The organism is Pseudomonas sp. EL_65y_Pfl1_R83, assembly GCF_963970695.1.
GTDB classification, from domain to species: Bacteria; Pseudomonadota; Gammaproteobacteria; order Pseudomonadales; family Pseudomonadaceae; genus Aquipseudomonas; species Aquipseudomonas tritici.
Map to the genome: position 1 here is coordinate 199,628 of NZ_CAXAQI010000002.1, position 19,800 is coordinate 219,427.

General features: G+C 59.9%; 17 protein-coding genes and 1 pseudogene. 10 read left to right on the forward strand and 8 right to left on the reverse strand.

The window, feature by feature from the left end; translation table 11 throughout:
• The first annotated feature begins 14 nt into the window (after positions 1–14).
• The 4 genes from hrpA to AACY08_RS03130 all read left to right on the forward strand — a co-directional run bounded on the left by hrpA (position 15) and on the right by AACY08_RS03130 (position 6,279).
• On the forward strand, positions 15–3,926 hold the full coding sequence (gene hrpA / locus AACY08_RS03115; protein ID WP_339467987.1) for an ATP-dependent RNA helicase HrpA: 3,912 nt from the start codon (positions 15–17) through the stop codon (positions 3,924–3,926).
• A gap of 243 nt (positions 3,927–4,169) precedes the next feature.
• Positions 4,170–5,291, forward strand: a complete 1,122-nt coding sequence (locus AACY08_RS03120) for a beta-ketoacyl-ACP synthase III (protein WP_339467989.1) — start codon at positions 4,170–4,172, stop codon at positions 5,289–5,291.
• A gap of 146 nt (positions 5,292–5,437) precedes the next feature.
• Complete coding sequence (locus tag AACY08_RS03125) at positions 5,438–6,052, forward strand: RNA polymerase sigma factor (protein WP_339467991.1); 615 nt, start codon at positions 5,438–5,440, stop codon at positions 6,050–6,052.
• Entirely contained in the window at positions 6,046–6,279 is a 234-nt protein-coding gene (locus AACY08_RS03130; protein ID WP_339467993.1) for an anti-sigma factor family protein, read from the forward strand. The genes AACY08_RS03125 and AACY08_RS03130 overlap by 7 nt, the downstream gene beginning before the upstream one ends.
• A gap of 553 nt (positions 6,280–6,832) precedes the next feature.
• On the opposite strand, the pseudogene AACY08_RS03135 reads toward AACY08_RS03130, so the two are convergent.
• Positions 6,833–7,708, reverse strand: a pseudogene (locus AACY08_RS03135) (putative porin); the annotation flags it as partial.
• A 283-nt stretch (positions 7,709–7,991) separates the two neighbouring features.
• Between AACY08_RS03135 and AACY08_RS03140 the strand changes: the two are divergent.
• Positions 7,992–9,116: a GNAT family N-acetyltransferase gene (locus AACY08_RS03140; RefSeq protein ID WP_339467997.1), complete on the forward strand. Its 1,125-nt coding sequence runs from the start codon at positions 7,992–7,994 to the stop codon at positions 9,114–9,116.
• 11 nt (positions 9,117–9,127) lie between these two features.
• On the opposite strand, the gene AACY08_RS30340 is transcribed toward AACY08_RS03140, so the two are convergent.
• The 5 genes from AACY08_RS30340 to AACY08_RS03165 all read right to left on the reverse strand — a co-directional run bounded on the left by AACY08_RS30340 (position 9,128) and on the right by AACY08_RS03165 (position 13,713).
• On the reverse strand, positions 9,128–9,250 hold the full coding sequence (locus tag AACY08_RS30340; protein ID WP_445261411.1) for a hypothetical protein: 123 nt from the start codon (positions 9,248–9,250) through the stop codon (positions 9,128–9,130).
• A 238-nt stretch (positions 9,251–9,488) separates the two neighbouring features.
• Positions 9,489–11,321 (reverse strand): ABC transporter ATP-binding protein, encoded by a 1,833-nt coding sequence (locus AACY08_RS03150; RefSeq protein WP_339467999.1) that lies wholly within the window; start codon positions 11,319–11,321, stop codon positions 9,489–9,491.
• An 83-nt stretch (positions 11,322–11,404) separates the two neighbouring features.
• Positions 11,405–11,968, reverse strand: a complete 564-nt coding sequence (locus AACY08_RS03155) for a peptidylprolyl isomerase (RefSeq protein WP_065873821.1) — start codon at positions 11,966–11,968, stop codon at positions 11,405–11,407.
• Between the two features lie 3 nt (positions 11,969–11,971).
• The gene (locus AACY08_RS03160) at positions 11,972–12,775 is read right to left on the reverse strand and encodes an alpha/beta fold hydrolase (protein ID WP_339468001.1); all 804 of its coding nucleotides are present in this window, start codon (positions 12,773–12,775) and stop codon (positions 11,972–11,974) included.
• Positions 12,776–12,789: 14 nt separating this feature from the next.
• Positions 12,790–13,713, reverse strand: a complete 924-nt coding sequence (locus tag AACY08_RS03165; RefSeq protein ID WP_339437490.1) for a LysR family transcriptional regulator — start codon at positions 13,711–13,713, stop codon at positions 12,790–12,792.
• A 49-nt stretch (positions 13,714–13,762) separates the two neighbouring features.
• Here AACY08_RS03165 and AACY08_RS03170 point away from each other — a divergent pair, with 49 nt between their 5' ends.
• The 3 genes from AACY08_RS03170 (at position 13,763) to AACY08_RS03180 (ending at position 15,897) form a co-directional block, all read left to right on the forward strand.
• Positions 13,763–14,077: a 3-phosphoglycerate kinase gene (locus tag AACY08_RS03170; protein ID WP_339468003.1), complete on the forward strand. Its 315-nt coding sequence runs from the start codon at positions 13,763–13,765 to the stop codon at positions 14,075–14,077.
• Between the two features lie 151 nt (positions 14,078–14,228).
• Positions 14,229–14,828: an FMN-dependent NADH-azoreductase gene (locus AACY08_RS03175; protein ID WP_339468005.1), complete on the forward strand. Its 600-nt coding sequence runs from the start codon at positions 14,229–14,231 to the stop codon at positions 14,826–14,828.
• Positions 14,829–15,030: 202 nt separating this feature from the next.
• Positions 15,031–15,897 carry a carboxylate/amino acid/amine transporter gene (locus AACY08_RS03180; protein ID WP_339468007.1) on the forward strand — a complete coding sequence of 289 codons (867 nt, stop codon included), beginning with the start codon at positions 15,031–15,033 and terminating at the stop codon, positions 15,895–15,897.
• A gap of 113 nt (positions 15,898–16,010) precedes the next feature.
• On the opposite strand, the gene AACY08_RS03185 is transcribed toward AACY08_RS03180, so the two are convergent.
• Positions 16,011–17,309: a mechanosensitive ion channel family protein gene (locus tag AACY08_RS03185; protein WP_339468009.1), complete on the reverse strand. Its 1,299-nt coding sequence runs from the start codon at positions 17,307–17,309 to the stop codon at positions 16,011–16,013.
• Between the two features lie 193 nt (positions 17,310–17,502).
• Here AACY08_RS03185 and AACY08_RS03190 point away from each other — a divergent pair, with 193 nt between their 5' ends.
• Positions 17,503–18,849 (forward strand): DEAD/DEAH box helicase, encoded by a 1,347-nt coding sequence (locus AACY08_RS03190; RefSeq protein ID WP_065873815.1) that lies wholly within the window; start codon positions 17,503–17,505, stop codon positions 18,847–18,849.
• A gap of 50 nt (positions 18,850–18,899) precedes the next feature.
• On the opposite strand, the gene AACY08_RS03195 is transcribed toward AACY08_RS03190, so the two are convergent.
• Positions 18,900–19,175, reverse strand: coding sequence for a hypothetical protein (locus AACY08_RS03195; RefSeq protein WP_339416725.1), 276 nt, complete (start codon positions 19,173–19,175; stop codon positions 18,900–18,902).
• Between the two features lie 155 nt (positions 19,176–19,330).
• Between AACY08_RS03195 and AACY08_RS03200 the strand changes: the two genes are divergently transcribed.
• Entirely contained in the window at positions 19,331–19,720 is a 390-nt protein-coding gene (locus AACY08_RS03200; RefSeq protein ID WP_339468011.1) for a transcriptional regulator, read from the forward strand.
• Positions 19,721–19,800 lie beyond the last annotated feature (80 nt).

The following is a 19,800-nucleotide window of genomic DNA, read 5'->3' on the forward strand; positions in this document are numbered from 1 at the left end:
CCTTTGCCGCCCTGATGACTGACCAAGCGCCCACTATCGACCAACTGCTCAAAACCCTCGATCACGCCATGCTTGCCGACCGCAACCGCTTGCGGCGGCAGTTACTTGAGCTGCGCAAGAAACCCGACGAGGAAAAGCTGGCGCAGTGGGTTGCGCGGATGCAGGCATCCTGCGCCCAGGTCACGGCGCGGCGTGCCAGCCTGCCGGTGATTCGCTACGACGACAGCCTGCCGATTGCCGCCAAGCGCGATGAAATCAAGGCGGCGTTGAACAAGCATCAGGTGCTGATCATTGCCGGTGAGACCGGTTCGGGTAAAACCACCCAGTTGCCGAAAATCTGTCTGGAAATCGGTCGCGGGCAGTTCGGCCTGATCGGCCACACTCAGCCACGCCGGATCGCTGCGCGCAGCGTTGCCAGCCGGGTGGCCGAAGAGTTGGCTACGCCGCTGGGCGCGTTGGTCGGCTATCAAGTTCGGTTCGAAGACCAGAGCGATTCCAACACCCTGATCAAGCTGATGACCGACGGCATCCTGCTGGCGGAAACCCAGAACGACCGCTACCTGGAACGCTACGACACGATCATCGTCGACGAAGCCCACGAGCGCAGCCTCAACATCGACTTCCTGCTGGGCTACCTGAAAACCCTGCTGCCGCGTCGCCCGGACCTGAAGGTGATCATCACCTCGGCGACCATCGACCTGGAGCGCTTTTCCAAGCACTTTGACGATGCGCCGATTGTCGAGGTGTCGGGCCGTACCTTCCCGGTGGACACGTGGTATCGCCCGCTGACCCTGGAGCAGGACGAGGAGGGCAACCGCGTCGAAGACGACTTGACGGTTGACCAGGCGATCCTTGCCACCCTCGATGAAATCGCCGCTTATGAGCGCAGCGAACGGCGCAGCCCCGGCGACGTGCTGGTGTTTCTGCCGGGTGAGCGCGAGATTCGCGACGCCGCCGACATGTTGCGCAAAGCCCAGCTCAAGCACACCGAAATTTTGCCGCTGTACGCACGCCTGTCGCCGGCCGAACAGCAGCGCATTTTCCAGTCCCATCCGGGCCGGCGCGTGGTGTTGGCGACCAACGTTGCGGAAACCTCGCTGACCGTGCCGGGCATCCGTTATGTGATCGACAGCGGCACTGCGCGCATTAGTCGCTACAGCTACCGCGCCAAGGTGCAACGCCTGCCGATCGAGGCGATTTCCCAGGCCAGCGCCAATCAGCGTAAAGGCCGTTGCGGCCGGGTTGAGCCGGGGATCTGCATCCGCTTGTTCAGCGAAGAAGACTTTATCGGCCGCCCGGAATTTACCGACCCGGAAATCCTGCGCACCAACCTCGCCGCCGTGATCCTGCAGATGCTGCACCTGCGCCTCGGCGAAATCACCGACTTCCCGTTTATCGAGCCGCCGGACGGCAAGGCCATCAGCGACGGTTTCAACCTGCTGCAAGAGCTCTCGGCGGTCGACCGCAACAGCCAGCTCACGCCCTTGGGTCGCCAACTGGCGCGCCTACCGGTGGACCCGCGCATGGGCCGCATGCTGCTGGAAGCGGCCAAACTCGGCAGCTTGCAGGAAGTGTTGATCGTCGCCAGTGCCATGTCGATCCAGGACCCGCGGGAGCGTCCGCCCGAGCGTCAGCAAGCCGCCGACCAGGCCCACGCGCAGTGGAAAGATCCGGATTCGGACTTCGCCGGCTTGGTCAATTTGTGGCGCGGCTTTGAAGAACAGCGCCAGGAACTGACGGCCAGCCCGCTGCGCAACTGGTGCCGCAAGAACTTCCTCAACTACCTGCGCCTGCGCGAGTGGCGCGATTCCCATCGCCAGTTGAGCCTGATCTGCCGCGATATGCAGTTGACCATCAACAAAGAGCCGGCGGACTTTCCAAAGCTGCACAAGGCGGTGTTGTCCGGCTTGCTCAGCCAGATCGGCCAGAAAACCGAAGACGGCGATTACCTCGGCGCACGCCAGCGCCGCTTCTGGATTCACCCCTCATCGGGCATCGGCAAGAAGCGCCCGCAATGGCTGATGACCGCCGAACTGGTGGAAACCACCAAGCTGTATGCGCGCATGGTCGCCAAGATCGACGCCGACTGGATCGAGCCGCTGGCCGGGCACTTGATCAAGAAAAACCATTTTGAGCCCCATTGGGAGAAGAAGCGCGGGCAAGTCGTGGCCTTTGAGCAGATCACGCTGTTCGGGCTGATTGTGGTCGGGCGGCGGCCGGTGCATTACGGGCCGATCGACCCAGTGGTGTCGCGCGAGCTGTTTATCCGCGAAGGCCTGGTGCGTGGCGAGATTCAATCGCGGGCCAAGTGCCTGACGGCCAATCAGCAGTTGCTGGAACAGCTCGACGAGTTGGAAGCCAAGGCGCGCCGCCGTGACATCCTGGCGGATGAAGAAACGCTTTACGCTTTCTACGATGCGCGCCTGCCAGCAGAGATCCACCAGACCGCGACCTTCGACAGCTGGTACAAGGTCAACAGCCAGAAAGACCCGCAACTGCTGATCATGCGCGAGGAAGACGTGCTGGCCCGCGAGGCCAGTGAGGTCACCGCCGCGCATTATCCGGACACCCTGCACTTGGGCGACCTGGAACTGGCGTTGAGTTACCACTTCGAACCCAATCACCCGCGCGACGGCGTGACCCTGCGCGTGCCGGCACCGCTGTTGCCGGCCTTGCCGCCGGAGCGTCTGGAATGGCTGGTGCCCGGGGTGATCGAGGCCAAGTGCATCGCCCTGGTGCGCAACCTGCCCAAGGCGCTGCGCAAAAACTTTGTGCCGGTGCCAGACTTCGTCAAGGCCGCTTTGCAACGCATCGAATTCGGCCAGGGCTCGTTGCCTCAGGCGTTGGGCCGCGAACTGCTGCGCATGACCGGCGCGCGGGTCAGCGATGAAGCCTGGGCCGAAGCGTCACAACAGGTGGAAAACCACCTGAAGATGAACCTTGAAGTGGTCGACGGCCAGGGCAAGTTCCTCGGCGAAGGCCGCGACCTGGCTGAACTGACGGCGCGCTTTGCCGAGGCCAGCCAGGCTGCGTTGGCCGTGCCGCAAACCGCGAAAAGCCAGCAGCCGGTGGAGGCCAAGGTATTTGCGGCGGTGGCGGAAAAAACTCAACAGAAGATCGCTGGGCTGTCGATGACAGTGTATCCGGCGCTGGTGGAAGAAAACGGCGCGGTCAAGGAGGGGCGCTTCTCGACGGCTGCCGAGGCTGAATTCCAGCATCGCCGCGCATTGCAGCGTCTGCTGATGCAGCAACTGGCGGAACCGGCCAAGTTCCTGCGCGGCAAGTTGCCTGGCTTGACCGAGCTGGCGCTGATGTACCGCGAATTAGGGCGTATCGACGCGCTGGTGGAAGACATCCTGCTGGCCAGCCTCGACACCTGCGTACTCGAAGGCGAAGCCAGCCTGCCGCGTGACGGTGCCGGTTTGGCTGCCTTGGCTGAGCGCAAGCGTGGCAGCTGGACTGAACACGCCGAACGCATGGCGCGCTTGACCCTGGAGGTGCTGAAACTCTGGCATGGCTTGCAGAAGCGCTTCAAAGGCAAGATCGACCTGGCACAGGCCGTGGCCCTGAATGACATCAAGCAGCAGTTGAGCAGCCTGGTGTACCCCGGTTTCGTGCGGGAAACCCCGGCGCAGTGGTTCAAGGAACTGCCGCGTTACCTCAAGGGTATCGAACTGCGCCTGGAGAAACTGCCCAGCCAAGTACAAAAGGATCGGGTGTGGAGCGGCGAGCTGGGAGGCTTGTGGACGCAATACGAAAACCGCCTGAAAAAGCACGCCCAGGAAGGCAAGCGCGATCCCCAGTTGGCGCTCTATCGCTGGTGGTTGGAGGAGTATCGGGTGTCGTTGTTTGCTCAGCAGTTGGGTACCAAAGTGCCGATTTCCGATAAGCGTTTGAGCAAGCAATGGAGTCTGGTGGAAGCCTGACCCCTTTCCCGGTTTTCCAGGCATAGCAGGTCCCACATTAAAATGGGCATATCTGCGAGATGGCGCCAAATCCTAGGGTTTGTGGCAAACTTCGCCGTTATAAATGCCGGGATCGTCGTGAAGCGTCGCGACGCGATGGAATAAAGCGATGCCAGTTTGGTGTCCGCGGTGCGGAATCGGACTATTTACAGTTTGGTACGACGGTACCAATATCTTCTGCCTGACAGATTTAGAGGAACGACCGTGCATAACGTCGTCATCAGCGGCACTGGCCTGTACACCCCAGCCAACAGCATCTCCAACGAAGAGCTGGTGCAGTCTTTCAATGCTTACGTGCAACAGTTCAACAGCGATAACGCCGCCGCCATCGAGCGCGGTGAAGTGCAGGCGTTGACTGAATCCAGCGCAGCCTTCATCGAAAAAGCCTCGGGCATCAAGAGCCGCTTCGTGATGGACAAAGACGGCATCCTCGACCCGCAGCGCATGGCCCCGCACCTACCCGAGCGTAGCAACGACGAGTGGTCGGTGCTCTGCCAGATGGCCGTCGGTGCTGCCGAACAAGCCTTGCAACGCGCCGGCAAGACCGCCGCTGACATCGACGGTGTCATTGTCGCCTGTTCGAACCTGCAGCGCGCCTACCCGGCCATCGCCATTGAGGTCCAGGAAGCCCTGGGCATCGAGGGTTTTGGGTTTGACATGAACGTGGCGTGTTCCTCGGCCACTTTCGGCATCCAGAACGCCGCCAACAGCATCCAACTGGGCCAGGCGCGGGCGATCCTGATGGTCAACCCGGAAGTCTGCACCGGTCACCTGAACTTCCGCGACCGTGACAGCCACTTCATCTTTGGTGACGCCGCCACGGCTGTGATCCTCGAGCGCGCCGATCTGGCCACCTCCGAGCATCAGTTTGACGTGGTCAGCACCAAGCTGTTGACCAAGTTCTCCAATAACATTCGCAACAACTTCGGCTTTCTCAATCGCGCCGCGCAAGAAGGTATCGGCGCGCCGGACAAGCTGTTCGTGCAGGAAGGCCGCAAGGTTTTCCGTGATGTGTGCCCGATGGTGGCCGAGTTGATCGGCGTGCACTTGGCTGAAAACCAGCTGAACGTGGCCGATGTGAAGCGCTTCTGGCTGCATCAAGCCAACTTGAGCATGAACCACTTGATCGTGAAGAAACTGCTCGGCCGCGAGGCCACGGTTGAAGAAGCGCCGGTGATTCTCGACACCTACGCCAATACCAGCTCCGCAGGTTCGGTGATTGCGTTTCACACCTATCAGGATGATTTGCCCAAGGGTTCCGTGGCCGTGCTCAGTTCGTTTGGCGCGGGCTATTCGATTGGCAGCGTGATCCTGCGTAAACGCTGATCTACCGGTCGATCACGGTCAAATGTGGGTGCTGGCTCGCCTGCGATCGCATCACTGCGGTGTGACTGATACACCAAAGTGCCTGCATCGCAGGCAAGCCAGCTCCCACAGGAATCGGATTTCGACAGTGAAATCGAGGTTAATCAATGGCAGCAGCGGACGACGCGCACCTGCTTGAACGTTTGCTCAAGGGTGAGCAGCGGGCCTATAAGGAGTTGGTCGCCACCTACCAGAGCGCCATGCGTGCGGTGGCTTATGCCATCGTCGGCCAGCGCCACGCCGACGAAATCGTGCAGGATGCCTGGCTGTCGGTGGTACGCAACCTGGCCAAATTCGAAGGGCGTTCCAGCCTCAAGACCTGGCTGCTGACTATCACCGCCAACGCGGCCAAGGGGCGCTACAAGCAGAATCGTCGCGAGGTATTGCTCGATGATCTGCCTTCACCCCACGGCACCATTGGTGATGACCGTTTCACCCCGGACGATGGCCACTGGGCCGTCGCCCCCTACGCCTGGCATCAGGACACCCCGGAAGCCTTGCTGACCGAAGAAGAATTGCGTGAATGCCTGGAACACACGTTGCTGAGTCTGTCTGATCTGCAAAGCAGCGTGCTGGTGCTGCGTGAACGCCAGGGCCTGGAGCTGGAAGATATCTGTAATCTCCTGACGCTGTCGCTCTCCAATGTCCGTGTGCTGTTGCACCGAGCGCGGCTTAAAGTCTTCGCCACGGTGGAGCATTTTGAGGAGACGGGCGAATGCTGACCTGTAAAGAACAAGTGGCACGTTCCAGTGACTATCTCGATGGGCAATTGACCTTTCGCGAGCGTCTGTTGGTGCGTCATCATTTGATGTTCTGCCCGAACTGCCGACGGTTTATCCGCCAGATGCGTTTGATGCAGGCGACGCTGAAGATAATGCCGGATGAGCCGGTTGAAGGTGTGGATGCCTTGGCGCTGCGGCTGGCTGCCGAGCGGCTCAAGGGGGAGTGAAGCAGCTGCAAGCTGCAAGTGAAAAGCGGCAAGTGACGCGCTTCTCCTTGAAGCTTGTCGCTTGCCGCTCAAAGCTGCTTCTTTAGAACTTGGCTTCTGCGTCCAACTGCAGGGTGTTGGCGTTAGCATCGCGGTAGCCTGCGGCGCTGGCGTAGTCCGCTTTGGTCAGGAAGTAAGTGGCGCCGATAGCGAAGTTCTTGTCGATGTCGTAGCCGACTTTGAACTTGTGACCGCGTGCACCGGTGAAACCGCCGGCGAAGTCCGAGTCGGTGAGGGCGCCGACCACTGCATAACGCTGTACGTCGCGGTAGTTGTAGTCCAGGTTGAAGCCGAACACTTTGGACTTGGCACCGAGTAACCAGGCAGTGTCCTTGTCTTTATCCGTGGCTTTGGTGTTTTGCACGTACTGGCCATAGAACGACAACGGTACAGCCAGGCCGCCGATATCGATTTGGCTGAAGCCTTCATACAAACGGTACTCGCTGGCATTACCGGCTGTGGTATTGGCGACCGTTTCGGCTGGGGTCAGGCAAGCGGTAGAGCCGGCGGTCGGGCAGCGGCTGTCTTCATCGTTCTGGAACGCATAAACACTGCCGCCCAGTGTCAGTTTCAGGTTGTCGGTCAGGGTGAAGCGCGACCCCAACTGGCCGGCGGTCATGCGCAGGTCATTGCGAAACTGCACGCCGTCGCCGTTGACGTTGTCCTTGAGGTTGTAGTTACCCAGGCTGCCGAACAGCTCGGTGCTGCTGCCCAGTGGGTATTTGTAAGTCAGGGCCAGGCCTTCCGGGTTGATATCGCTATCCCAGATCACATCACCCATGCTGACCCACGGCTGCAGCATTTTGCCACCGATCACGTGCAGGTTCTTGATCTGGTCCGGGTGGTAGTCGATGTAGCCGAGGTCCAGCCAGATCGACTTCTTGTTGAAGTAGCCGTCCAGGTCCTGGTTCGTGGAACGGGCGTCGTCACTGCTACCCGTGGCGATACGGATGCCGGTGTCGACTTGCGAGTTGATCTCGGTGTAGGCGCCCAGACGAGCACGGATGCGCTCACGATCCTTATCCTTGCCGCCGTTGTTCGGGGTGCCGTCGATTTTGATGGTTTCGTGGCGGAAGCGCACGTCACCCTTGAGCTGGGTCTTGGCAGCCCAGGCCAGTTTCTGGTCAAAACTGCTCAGCTCATTGGTTTTCTTCGCGGTGGCCGCGATCTGTTCGTTGGTCTCTTGTTGAGCTTGCCGTGCGATCTGCTGTTCTTTCTGGTCTTTAGCCAATTCGCTTTGCAGTTCAGTGTACTGCGCAGCGGTGATCTGGCCGTTGGCCTTGAGCATGTCGAGCAATTTAGCGTCGACTGCAGCGCTGGCCGGAACGCTCAGGGCCAGTAACAGGCCGCCGCACAGGACCGCCGCAGTTTTAGTGGAAGCAAGACGCATATCAATCTCCGAAGGTGAGGAGGGATGGCAAACCATCCAGGACACAACCGACCGATGACGGACGGAAAAATAACCACCTGCTAGAACCAGGCGCTCTAAAAACAGGCGTCAGTATCACGATCGTTTATGACGGCGCAGTGGCTAAGTGATGTCATCTAGATGACAAATTGATTAGGATCGGAACTATTGGTTTAGAGCCTTGTCACGCGATTCGGGGGTGTGCTTGGACCGGCGATAGGCGATACTCGCGAGGCTTTCACGCCCCCGATCAGTGAGGATGCACATGCCGTTGCAACGCCTGGACAGCCTGTCCGAAATCGCCCCGCAGGTTTGGGATGCACTGGTGCCGGACGCCCAGCCTTTCGTGCGGCATGCCTTCCTGAGTGCCCTGGAAGACAGCGCCAGCCTGGGCCCGCAATCCGGCTGGCAGCCGGAGCATTTGCTGCATTGGGACAGCGATCGGTTGGTGGCAGCATTACCCAGTTATCGCAAGTGGCATTCCTATGGCGAGTACGTGTTCGACCATGGGTGGGCGGATGCCTGCGAGCGGGCCGGCATCGATTACTATCCCAAGCTGCTGACAGCTGTGCCGTTCAGCCCGGTGAGCGGGCCACGCCTGTTGGCGGCGAATGCCGAGGAGGGTTTTGAACTGCTGAAAAGCCTGCCGGGTTACCTGGAAATCGAAGGGCTCTCCAGTGCCCACATCAACTTTACTGACGCGCTGGCCGATGCTGCACTGGCGCAACAACCGGGTTGGTTGCAGCGCCTGGGTTGTCAGTTTCACTGGCAGAACCGTGGCTACCGCGACTTCCAGGATTTCCTCGATGCCTTGAGTTCACGCAAGCGCAAACAGATGCGCAAGGAGCGTGAGCAAGTGGCGGGGCAGGGCATCGAGTTCGAGTGGTTGCAAGGGCATGAACTGAGCGAGGCGCAGTGGGATTTTGTCTACGCCTGCTACGCCAATACCTATGCGATCCGCCGCCAAGCCCCTTACCTGACCCGCGCCTTTTTTAGCCTGCTGGCCGAGCGCATGCCCGAAGCGATTCGCGTGGTCCTGGCCAAACAAGGTGCCCGCCCGGTGGCCATGGCCTTCAGCCTGATCGGTGGTGGCAGCTTCTACGGCCGCTACTGGGGCTGCCTGGCGGAATTCGACCGCCTGCACTTCGAAACCTGCTTCTATCAGGGTATGGACTACGCCATCGCCCACGGCCTGCAACGCTTTGATGCGGGGGCCCAAGGCGAGCACAAGTTGATTCGCGGGTTTGAGCCGGTGATTACACGCTCGTGGCATTACCTGCGTCATCCCGGATTGAAAAACGCCGTGGAGGATTTCCTAGAGCGCGAGCGGGTGGGGGTCGTGGCGTATGCCGAAGAGGCGCGGGCAGCCCTGCCTTATCGACAGGGCTGATCCACTTCACTTCAGCCCGGCTCCTCCTTGCCCAGCCATCGATAGGAAAAGCCGCCGATCACCGCGCCAAGGATCGGCGCGAACATCGCTGTCATCACCCGCTTACTGACAAACCCGCTGACAACCTGCGCCACGATCTACGCCGGTAATTCCCTGGCCGGAAACCTTCCGCCAACGCCCGCCCAACACCAACCAAACCGTACCTAACCCCGCTGTGACTGAACGCTTGAACCCATGCAACACGTCCTTGATAGATCGCTCTACCCAATCAGTAAATCAGTGATGCTCCTTGCAGATTTACTTCCGCGCCCGTGTGGGCACTGCACTGCGTAAAGCACGATTGCGGCTCCCACAGGGGATCGCGGTGTTGTTTCAGTCGATACCGACGAAGCCACCCGTCTGGTGCTGCCACAACCTGGCATACAACCCGCCATGCGCCAGCAACTCGGCATGGCTGCCACTCTCGGCAATCAGGCCCTTCTCCAGCACCACTAGGCGGTCCATCCGTGCAATGGTCGACAAGCGGTGCGCAATCGCAATCACCGTCTTGCCTTTCATCAAGGTCTCCAGGCTTTCCTGGATCGCCGCTTCCACTTCCGAGTCCAGGGCTGACGTGGCTTCGTCCATGATCAAAATCGGCGCGTCCTTGAGCAGTACGCGGGCGATGGCGATACGTTGGCGTTGCCCACCGGAGAGTTTCACGCCGCGCTCACCCACGTGAGCATCCAGCCCTGTACGGCCTTCAGCGTCCGAGAGCAGCGGGATGAACTCGTCGGCGCGGGCCTTGTGCACGGCGGCCCAGAGTTCTTCGTCGGTGGCGTCGGGCTTGCCGTACAGCAGATTGTCGCGGATCGAGCGGTGCAGCAACGAGGTGTCCTGGGTGATCATGCCGATCTGTGCGCGCAGGCTTTCCTGGGCGACCTCGGCGATATTCTGGCCGTCTATCAGGATGCGCCCGCCTTGCAGGTCGTAGAGCCGCAGCAACAGGTTGACCAGCGTCGACTTGCCCGCACCGGACGGGCCGATCAGGCCGATCTTTTCACCGGCCTTGATCTCAAGGTTAAGGCCGCCAATGATCCCGCTCTTCTTGCCGTAGTGGAAATCTACCTGCTCGAAGCGCACTTCGCCCCGGGGCACACTGAGGCGCGGGGCGTTGTCGCGGTCGATCACGGCCAGTGGCTGTGCGATGGTTTTCAGGCCGTCCTGCACCATGCCGATGTTTTCGAAAATGCCGTTGACCACCCACATGATCCAGCCGGACATGTTGACGATGCGAATGACCAGGCCGGTGGCCAGCGCGATGGCGCCCACGGAAATCAGCGACTGCGTCCACAGCCACAGCGCCAGGCCGCTGGTGGTGACAATCAGCAGGCCGTTCATGGTGGTGATCACCACGTCCATGCTGGTCACCACGCGGCTGGCCAACTGGGTTTTTTCAGTCTGCTCGATGATCGCTTCCTTGGCGTATTCCTGCTCGGATTGAGTATGGGCAAACAGCTTTAAGGTGGTGATGTTGGTGTAGCCATCGACGATGCGGCCCATCAGTTTGGAGCGCGCCTCGGACGAAACCACCGAGCGCTCCTTCACGCGGGGCACGAAATAGCGCAACGCCAGGCTGTAGCAGATGATCCAGCTCACCAGTGGGATCATCAGGCGCCAGTCGGCCTCGGCAAACAGCACCAGGGAACTGATGGCGTAGATCGCCACGTGCCAGATCGCGTCCACCGCAGCCACGGCAGAGTCACGCAGCGAGTTGCCGGTTTGCATGATGCGCTGGGCGATACGCCCGGCGAAGTCATTCTGGAAGAAGTTCAGGCTCTGCTTGAGTACGTAGTTATGGTTCTGCCAGCGGATCAGGCTGGTCATGCCGGGGCTAATGGTCTGGTGCACCAGCAGGTCGTGCAGGGCGCCGAAGATCGGACGCAGCAACAGGGCAACTACGGCCATCCAGATCAGCTCGGTGCTGTGGACCTGGAAGAAGTTGGCGGGCGGCGTGCCTTGGGCCAGGTCGATGATACGGCTCAGGTAGCTGAACAGCGCGACTTCGATCAATGCGCCGATCAAGCCCACCACCAACAGCGCGGCAAAACATGGCCACACCTGGCGCAGGTAGTAGAGGTAGAACGGCAGGACTTTATCGGGCGGGGCGGCGCTTGGCGCGTCGCGGAAAATATCGATCAGTTGTTCAAAACGACGATAGAGCATTAGGGTTGACGCCCGCCTGGCGGGCTCTCCTGTTCAAATGCGCGCGCAGCCTTGTGGGCTGCGCACGGAGCTTCCTGCAGACCTCAGTCGATGCGCTTGGCCGACTTGATGTAGACAGGATCGATAGGCACGTTCTGCATGCCTTGCTTGGTGGTGGTCTGCGAATTGACGATCACGTCGACCACGTCCATGCCTTTGACCACTTTGGCGAATACGGCATAACCGCGATCACGGCCTGGGTCGAGGAAAGCGTTGTCGGCCACATTGATGAAGAACTGGCTGGTGGCCGAATCCGGATCACTGGTGCGCGCCATGGACAAGGTGCCACGTACGTTATGCAGGCCATTGCTGGCTTCGTTCTTGATCGGCGCTTCGGTTGGCTTTTGCGACATCGACTGGGTGAACCCACCGCCCTGGACCATGAAACCCGGGATCACACGGTGGAAAATCGTGTTGTTGTAGAAGCCCTTGTCGACATAGGCCAGGAAATTCTTGGTGCTGATCGGGGCCTTGACCGGGTCCAGTTCGATTTCAATGTCGCCGTTGGTGGTGGTGATCAGTACGTGAGGCGCCTTGGCGGGTTCGGCCGCCATCAGGTTGGCAGCGAACAAAACAGAACCGGCAAGAAAGGCGATTTTTTTCAGCATGGGTCAATGATCCTGGGTAGTGGTTTCGACTGTCTTTAGAAAATCGAGCAGCGTGGCGTTAAAGACTTCAGGTTGATCTAAGGGCGTGGCATGGCGGGAATCTCTGATCACCACCAGTCGCGCATCGGGCAGCAGTTTTACATAGTTTTCTTTTTGCGCCACGGGGGTGTAGTCGTGGTCGGCGCTGATGACCAGGGTTGGACAGGCAATCCTCGAAAGGCGTTCCTGCACACCCCAGCCTACAATCGCATCGAAGCTGGCGAGATAAGCACGTTTGTCGTTTTTTGCCCAGCGTTCGGCCATCTTGCGGCGCAGGTCGGCCTGGTGCGGGTTGGGAAACAAGCGGTCGCCCAGCGCCTTGCCGATAGTGGCGAGGCTGAGCACGCGCGCCAGGCTCCAGCGCTTGGCCCACTGCCAGTAATCTTCGGCGCTGCGTACCTTCACCTCCGGCGCGCTGTTGACGATGCACAGGCTCTTGACCCGCGCCGGTTCATCCACCGCCAGTTGGAAGGCAATCATGCCGCCCATGGATAAACCCACCACATGGGCGGGCGGCAGGTCCAGGTGTTCGATCAGCGCGAGCAGATCAAAGGTGAAGCCCTGGATGCTGTAGCGTTCGCGCGGTTTATCCGAGCGCCCGTGACCGCGCACATCCACCACGAGCAGGCGGTAATGTTTGGCCAGCACCGGAATCTGCAGCTCCCAATCCTGGCAACTTGAGCCCAGGCCGTGGATCAGGATCAGCGGGGTGCCGTGGCCGTATTCTTCGTAGTGCAGGCTGCATCCTTCGTGGTCGAACCAGGCCATGCATGAACTCCGTTTCAGGCTTGCCGGGGGGCGGCGAAAGGCGCGTCCAGGGGGGCGGTGTCAAAGGTGCGCAGCAGTTCCACGAGGATCTGCGTCGCCGGCCCCAAGGGTTTGTCTTTGTTGGAATACAGGTAGAACGTGGGGTGGCGGCTGCCGCCCTGTTCCAAGGGTAGCTGCTTGAGCACGCCTTCGGTGAGTTCACGTTCGATCATATGCCGAGGCAACCAGGCAAAGCCCAGGCCGCTGCCCACAAAGGCGGCGGCGGTGGCCAGGCTGCCGACGGTCCAGCGCTGTTCGGCGCCGAGCCAGCCCACATCGCGCGGTTGCTGGCGACCGGAATCGCGGATCACCACCTGCATCTGGCTTTCCAGGTCCTGGAAACTCAGTTCGCGATTCATGCGGTGCAGGGTGTGCTCGGGGTGGGCCACGGCGACAAATTCCACATCGCTCATTTCCGTGCCCAGGTAGCCGGGGATGCTGAAGCCGCAAATCGCCAGGTCGGCCACGCCTTCAATCAGCAGCTCTTCAACGCCCGACAGCACCTCCTCACGCAGGCGCACGCGGCAACCACGGCTCTGCGGCATGAAGGCGGAGAGGGCGCGCACAAGGCGCGCGTTCGGATAGGCCGCGTCCACCACCAGGCGGACCTCGGCTTCCCAGCCCTGCTCCATATGGTGCGCGAGGTCTTCCAGCTGGCTGGCGTTTTTCACCAGTTGCCGGGAGCGGCGCAACAGCACTTCACCGGCGTCGGTGAGCACCGCCTTGCGCCCATCAATGCGCAGCAGCGGTACACCGAGCTGGTCTTGCATGCGGGCCACGGTGTAGCTCACCGAAGACTGCGAACGGTGCAGCGCTTCGGCCGCCTGGGCGAAGCCGCCATGGTCGACCACGGCTTGCAATGTGCGCCACTGATCGAGGGTAACGCGGGGCGCTTTCAAGATAGGTTCCTCTTGTCTTAAGCTGACAGTCCTTATTGGAGACTGCCGAATGAGAAAATTCTGTTGTGTGTTGCTGGCGCTGGTTCCGATGAGCGCATTTGCCTACCCCATCGACGTCACAAAAAAGATCGACGGCGTCCGTATCGATTACACCGCCTCCGATGTGGACGGCGATATCAGTTCGATCCAGCTCACTAACTACGGCACGAATGACGCCGTATGCTCGGTAATCTTCACCAACGGCCCGGAGTCACCGCGTCGCCGCACGGTCACGGTGCCGGCGGGAAAAAGCACGAACACCACGGCCAAGTTCAACCGCGCCATTATCAAGATGCGCATCGCCTTGGCTTGCGCGCCGAAGTAACCCGAGAGCGGAGCATGCCGACAGCGATACTCCGCTTATAAGCAGATTTATAGATGGGTTATAGCAGTTTTTTGCGCTTTTTAATCGAATTGGCTCTGTTTAATCTTCACTCCATCGAATTACAGCAATTACAGATGGAGCCTACAAAGCCATGTCCAATGTTCTGATCATCGAAAGCAGCGCCCGCCAGCAGGATTCGATTTCCCGCCAACTCACCCGGCAGTTCATCAGCCAATGGCAGGCCGCCCATTCGGCGGATCAGATCACTGTGCGTGACGTGGCCCTCAACCCGGTCCCGCACCTGGACGCCAACTTGCTCGGCGGCTGGATGAAACCTGCGGATCAACGCAACGGCAACGAGCAGGCGTCCCTGGAGCGCTCCGACGAATTGACCAAGGAACTGCTGGCGGCCGACGTACTGGTAATGGCTGCACCGATGTACAACTTTGCCATCCCCAGCACCCTCAAGGCCTGGCTGGATCACGTGTTGCGTGCGGGTGTGACCTTCAAATACACCGCCACCGGCCCTCAGGGTTTGCTGACCGGCAAGCGCGCCATCGTGCTCACCGCGCGCGGCGGCATCCACACGGGTGCGACCTCCGATCACCAGGAACCCTACCTGCGTCAGGTTATGGCATTCATCGGGATTCACGACGTCACCTTCATTCACGCCGAAGGGGTGAACCTGAGTGGGGACTTCCAGGAAAAAGGCATTAACCACGCCAAGGCGCTGCTGGCACAGGTCGCCTGATCTTTTAATCGCCAGATAATCCCTCGATGTTTATCTAGCTCCACGCAACCCTTCAAGTACGCGTATCGAACCTCCCTTTGCACTTTTTGCTCCTGAGTGCTCCTGCCCGACTGACGCATTAGCGAGGTCGGGTTTTTTTTGCCCCGAGTTTCTTCAATCGTCGAAAACCTTTAATGTCCCGCCCATTCGAAATGAGGCGCGCATGGGCTATCTACTGGTTGTCACTCTGATTCAGGCATTTTCCTTCAGCTTGATCGGCGAATACCTCGCCGGTCACGTCGACAGCTATTTTGCCGTGCTGGTGCGCGTGTTGCTGGCCGGGCTGATATTTATCCCGCTGACGCGCTGGCGTTCGGTGGAGCCAGCCTTCATGCGCGGCATGCTGGTGATTGGCGCGCTGCAGTTTGGCGTGACCTACGTGTGCCTGTACCTGAGCTTTCGCGTGCTCACGGTGCCGGAGGTGCTTCTGTTCACTATCCTTACGCCGCTGCACGTGACCCTTATCGAAGATGCCCTCAACCGCCGTTTCAACCCCTGGGCGTTGATCGCCGCGTTGGTGGCGGTAGCCGGCGCGGCGGTGATCCGCTTCGACCAGATCACCCCGCACTTCCTTGGGGGCTTCCTGCTGCTGCAACTGGCCAACTTCACCTACGCCGCCGGGCAGGTGATGTACAAGCACTTGGTCGCGCGTTATCCCAGTGATTTGCCGCACTACCGACGCTTTGGTTACTTCTACGTGGGCGCGTTGCTGGTGGTGTTGCCGGCGTTCCTGCTGTTCGGCAAGTCGAACTTTCTGCCGGAAGCACCGCTGCAATGGGGCGTGCTGGTGTTTCTTGGACTGGTCAGCACCGCCCTGGGGATGTATTGGTGGAACAAAGGCGCCTGCCTGGTCCATGGCGGCACCTTGGCGGTGATGAACAATCTGCATGTGCCGGTGGGGCTGCTGCTGAACCTGCTGATCTGGAACCAGCATGAGCCGCTGGGCCGCTTGGCCTTGGGTGGGTTGGTGATTCTGGGGGCGGTGTGGATCAGTCGGTTGGGTGTGCGAAAGGCGCCATTCTTACGCTGAACCCCTTGTGGGAGCGGGCTTGCTCGCGAATACGGTATGTCAATCAGCACATCTTTTGTTTTGCTGACTCATCACCTTCGCGAGCAAGCTCGCTCCCACAATAGGCCGCGTCGTTAAATCGATATTTTTTCCGGGGCCGGCAAATGACTGGCCCCGAGCACCGCCGGCAACATCCCTGCGCGCAGATCATTGCCACTCGGCTGCTGATACAAGCTCAAGCCAAACTCCGGCAATACCGCCAGCAGGTAATCAAAGATATCCCCCTGGATCCGCTCGTAATCCGCCCACGCTGTGGTGCGGGTAAAGCAGTAGATCTCTAGCGGCACGCCCTGGGCGGTGGTTTGCATCTGGCGCACCATACAGGTCATGTTCGGCTGGATGTCCGGGTGGCTTTTCAGGTACGCCAGGGCGTAAGCGCGGAAGGTGCCGAGGTTGGTCATGCGGCGCAGGTTTGCCGACAATTGCGCGCTGTTCCCCTGAGCTTCGTTCCAGGCCTTGAGTTCAGCCTGCTTGCGCCCGATGTAGTCGGTGAGCAGGTGCACCTGGGTCATGCGCAGTTCTTCATCGTCACGCAGGAAGCGCACGCCGCTGGCGTCGATATACAGGCAGCGCTTGATGCGGCGCCCGCCGGAGGCCTGCATGCCGCGCCAGTTCTTGAACGACTCGGACATCAGGCGCCAGGTGGGAATGGAGACGATGGTCTTGTCGAAGTTCTGCACCTTGACTGTGTGCAAGGTGATGTCCACCACATCGCCGTCGGCGCCGACCTGGGGCATTTCGATCCAGTCACCGACCCGCAACATGTCGTTGCTGGTCAGTTGTACGCTGGCGACGAACGACAGCAAGGTGTCCTTGTACACCAACAGGATCACCGCCGACATCGCACCCAGGCCTGAGAGCAGCAACAGCGGCGAACGGTCGATCAGGGTGGCGACAATAATGATTGCGCCAAACACGAACAACACCATCTTCGCTAACTGCACATAGCCCTTGATCGAGCGGGTGCGTGCGTGTTCGGTGCGTGCGTAGATGTCCAGTAAGGCGTTGAGCATTGCGCTCATGGCCAGTACCAGGAACAGAATGGTGAGCGACAGGGCCACGTTGCCGATAAACAGAATAGCGGTCTTGCTCAGGTCCGGCACCAGGTACAGGCCGAACTGGATCATCAGCGATGGCGTCATCTGGGCCAGGCGATGAAAGACTTTGTTGTGCCGCAGATCGTTGACCCAGTGCAGGGCCGGTTGCCGGCCGAGCAATTTGACGGCGTGGAGAATGAGATAACGCGCTACACGTCCAAGCAACAGCGCCACGACCAGCAACACCAGCAGCCCGAGGCTGGCATGGAGCAATGGGTGTTGATCGAGGGTGCCCCAAAGGTCTTGGACGTTGATCCAAAGCTGTTTGATATCCATGGATGAGACCGATTCTTCTGTAAGACAAGACGGGGCGATTAGAGCATTTAAGTACGACAAAGTTGACGTCATGGACAAATGCCCTGACAAAAAAGCAGATGATTAGTACCGTTCGCGTAAAGAAACTCGGTTTGGACGCCCGAAACCGGTAACCTATGCAGCTGTTTTTTTGTATTTCTTCGAGGTAGCACCCGTGTTTTCCCAATTCGCCCTGCACGAACGCCTGCTCAAAGCCGTGGCCGAGCTTAAATTTGTCGAGCCTACGCCGGTGCAAGCAGCGGCCATCCCGCTCGCGCTCGAAGGGCGTGACCTGCGGGTGACTGCTCAAACCGGGAGTGGCAAGACCGCCGCTTTCGTCCTGCCGATTCTGCATCGTTTGATTGGCCCGGCCAAAGTCCGCGTTAGCATCAAGACCCTGATCCTGCTGCCGACCCGCGAGCTGGCCCAGCAGACCTTGAAGGAAGTGGAGCGCTTCTCGCAGTTCACGTTCATCAAGTCCGGGCTGATCACCGGCGGCGAAGACTTCAAGGTCCAGGCCGCCATGCTGCGCAAGGTGCCGGATATCCTGATCGGTACCCCTGGCCGCATGATCGAGCAACTCAACGCCGGCAACCTTGACCTCAAGGAAGTTGAAGTGCTGGTATTGGACGAAGCCGACCGCATGCTCGACATGGGCTTTGCCGACGACGTGCAGCGCCTGGTAGCCGAGTGCGTCAACCGCCAGCAGACCATGCTGTTCTCCGCCACCACCGGCGGTTCGACCCTGCGTGAAATGGTCGCCAAGATCCTCAACAACCCTGAGCACCTGCAGGTCAACAACGTCAGCGACCTGAACGCGACCACGCGTCAGCAGATCGTCACTGCCGACCACAATGTGCACAAAGAGCAGATTCTCAACTGGCTGCTGGCCAACGAGACTTATCAGAAAGCCATCGTGTTCACCAATACCCGCGCTGCGGCCGACCGCATCTACGGTCGCCTGGTGGCCCAGGAATACAAGGCGTTCGTGCTGCACGGTGACAAAGACCAGAAGGACCGCAAACTCGCCATCGACCGGCTCAAGGCTGGCGGCGTGAAGATTCTGGTTGCCACTGACGTTGCCGCGCGCGGCCTGGACGTGGATGGCCTGGACTTGGTGATCAACTTCGACATGCCGCGCAGCGGCGACGAATACGTGCACCGTATCGGCCGTACCGGGCGTGCCGGCAACGATGGCTTGGCCATTTCGCTGATCTGCCACGGCGACTGGAACCTGATGTCGAGCATCGAGCGCTACCTCAAGCAGTCGTTCGAGCGTCGCACCATCAAGGAAGTCAAAGGCACTTACACCGGGCCGAAGAAGGTCAAGGCGTCGGGCAAGGCGGTTGGCGTGAAGAAGAAAAAGACTGACGCCAAGGGCGACAAGAAGAAAACCGGCGCCAAGTCGCCGACCAAGCGCAAGATCGCCAACCGGCCGAAGACCGACAACCTGTCGCTCGTGAGTAAGGATGGCATGGCGCCACTTAAGCGCCGCAAGCCGGAAGCACCGGCTGCTGAGTAAGGCTTGAGTGATGGAAAAAAACCGGACATTTGTCCGGTTTTTTTATGCCTTCAGCTTTTGGCTTTGGCGGCTGCTTCCTTGAGCTCCTTGAACCGGGCGTCGATCAACTGGCACTTGTCAGGAAACTCGGCGCTTTCGGTATCCAGATCCATCTTCTGCAGCTCGTCGTTTATCTCCTTGGCCTTGGTCGGGTTCTGTTCGGTCAGTTTGGCCACTTCCTGGGCCAGTTGTTCTCGCTTGGCCGTGGCCTCGTCTGGTGTGCAAGCCCAGGTTGGCAGAGCAGTCAGCAGCGTGGCGGCGATGGCCAGGTTTTTCAGGGTTTTCATGGAGAGACCTCCTTGGCGGTTATGTGCTGTTGAGGGCGCGAACGTCTGGAAAGTTCAGAGAAATGGCCCGCCGTCTATTCGGCTGAACGGCGGCTGACGTGACGGGTCACACCTGAAGACGGGCTACTTTCCTTAAGCCTGCAGGAGGAATCAGGATGACGACTTACAACTGGGATCTGATCGAACGGCTGTTGCATGAAGTGCAGAACGGCGAGGGCAGCTTCGCGCCGCGCAAGTATGCCGAGCAGGAAGCAGCCGAGAAGGCAACGGCGGGCGACTCGACCGGCAACCTGGATGCGCTGAAAAGGACCGCTGCCGATTATGAGGCGCTGCTGCTCAAGCGTGGCTTTATTGAATCGCGCCCTGAGGAAGAGGGCGGTAATGGCGAGAATTTCATCCTGACTGCACTCGGTGCGCAGCTGCTGGCACTGATCGACAGTTCGATCCCGGGCAATGATCACCCGCGTCAGGTGTTGGATGAGCAGGCGGATGCGCTGGATCCGGCGACGTTTGCCGAAGTGGCTTCAAAAGCTCAGATTGCCTGAGCTCCCCTGTGGGAGCTTGCCCGCGGTGACAGCGTGTCAGTCGATATAATCGTTACTGACCCACCGCTATCGCGGGCAAG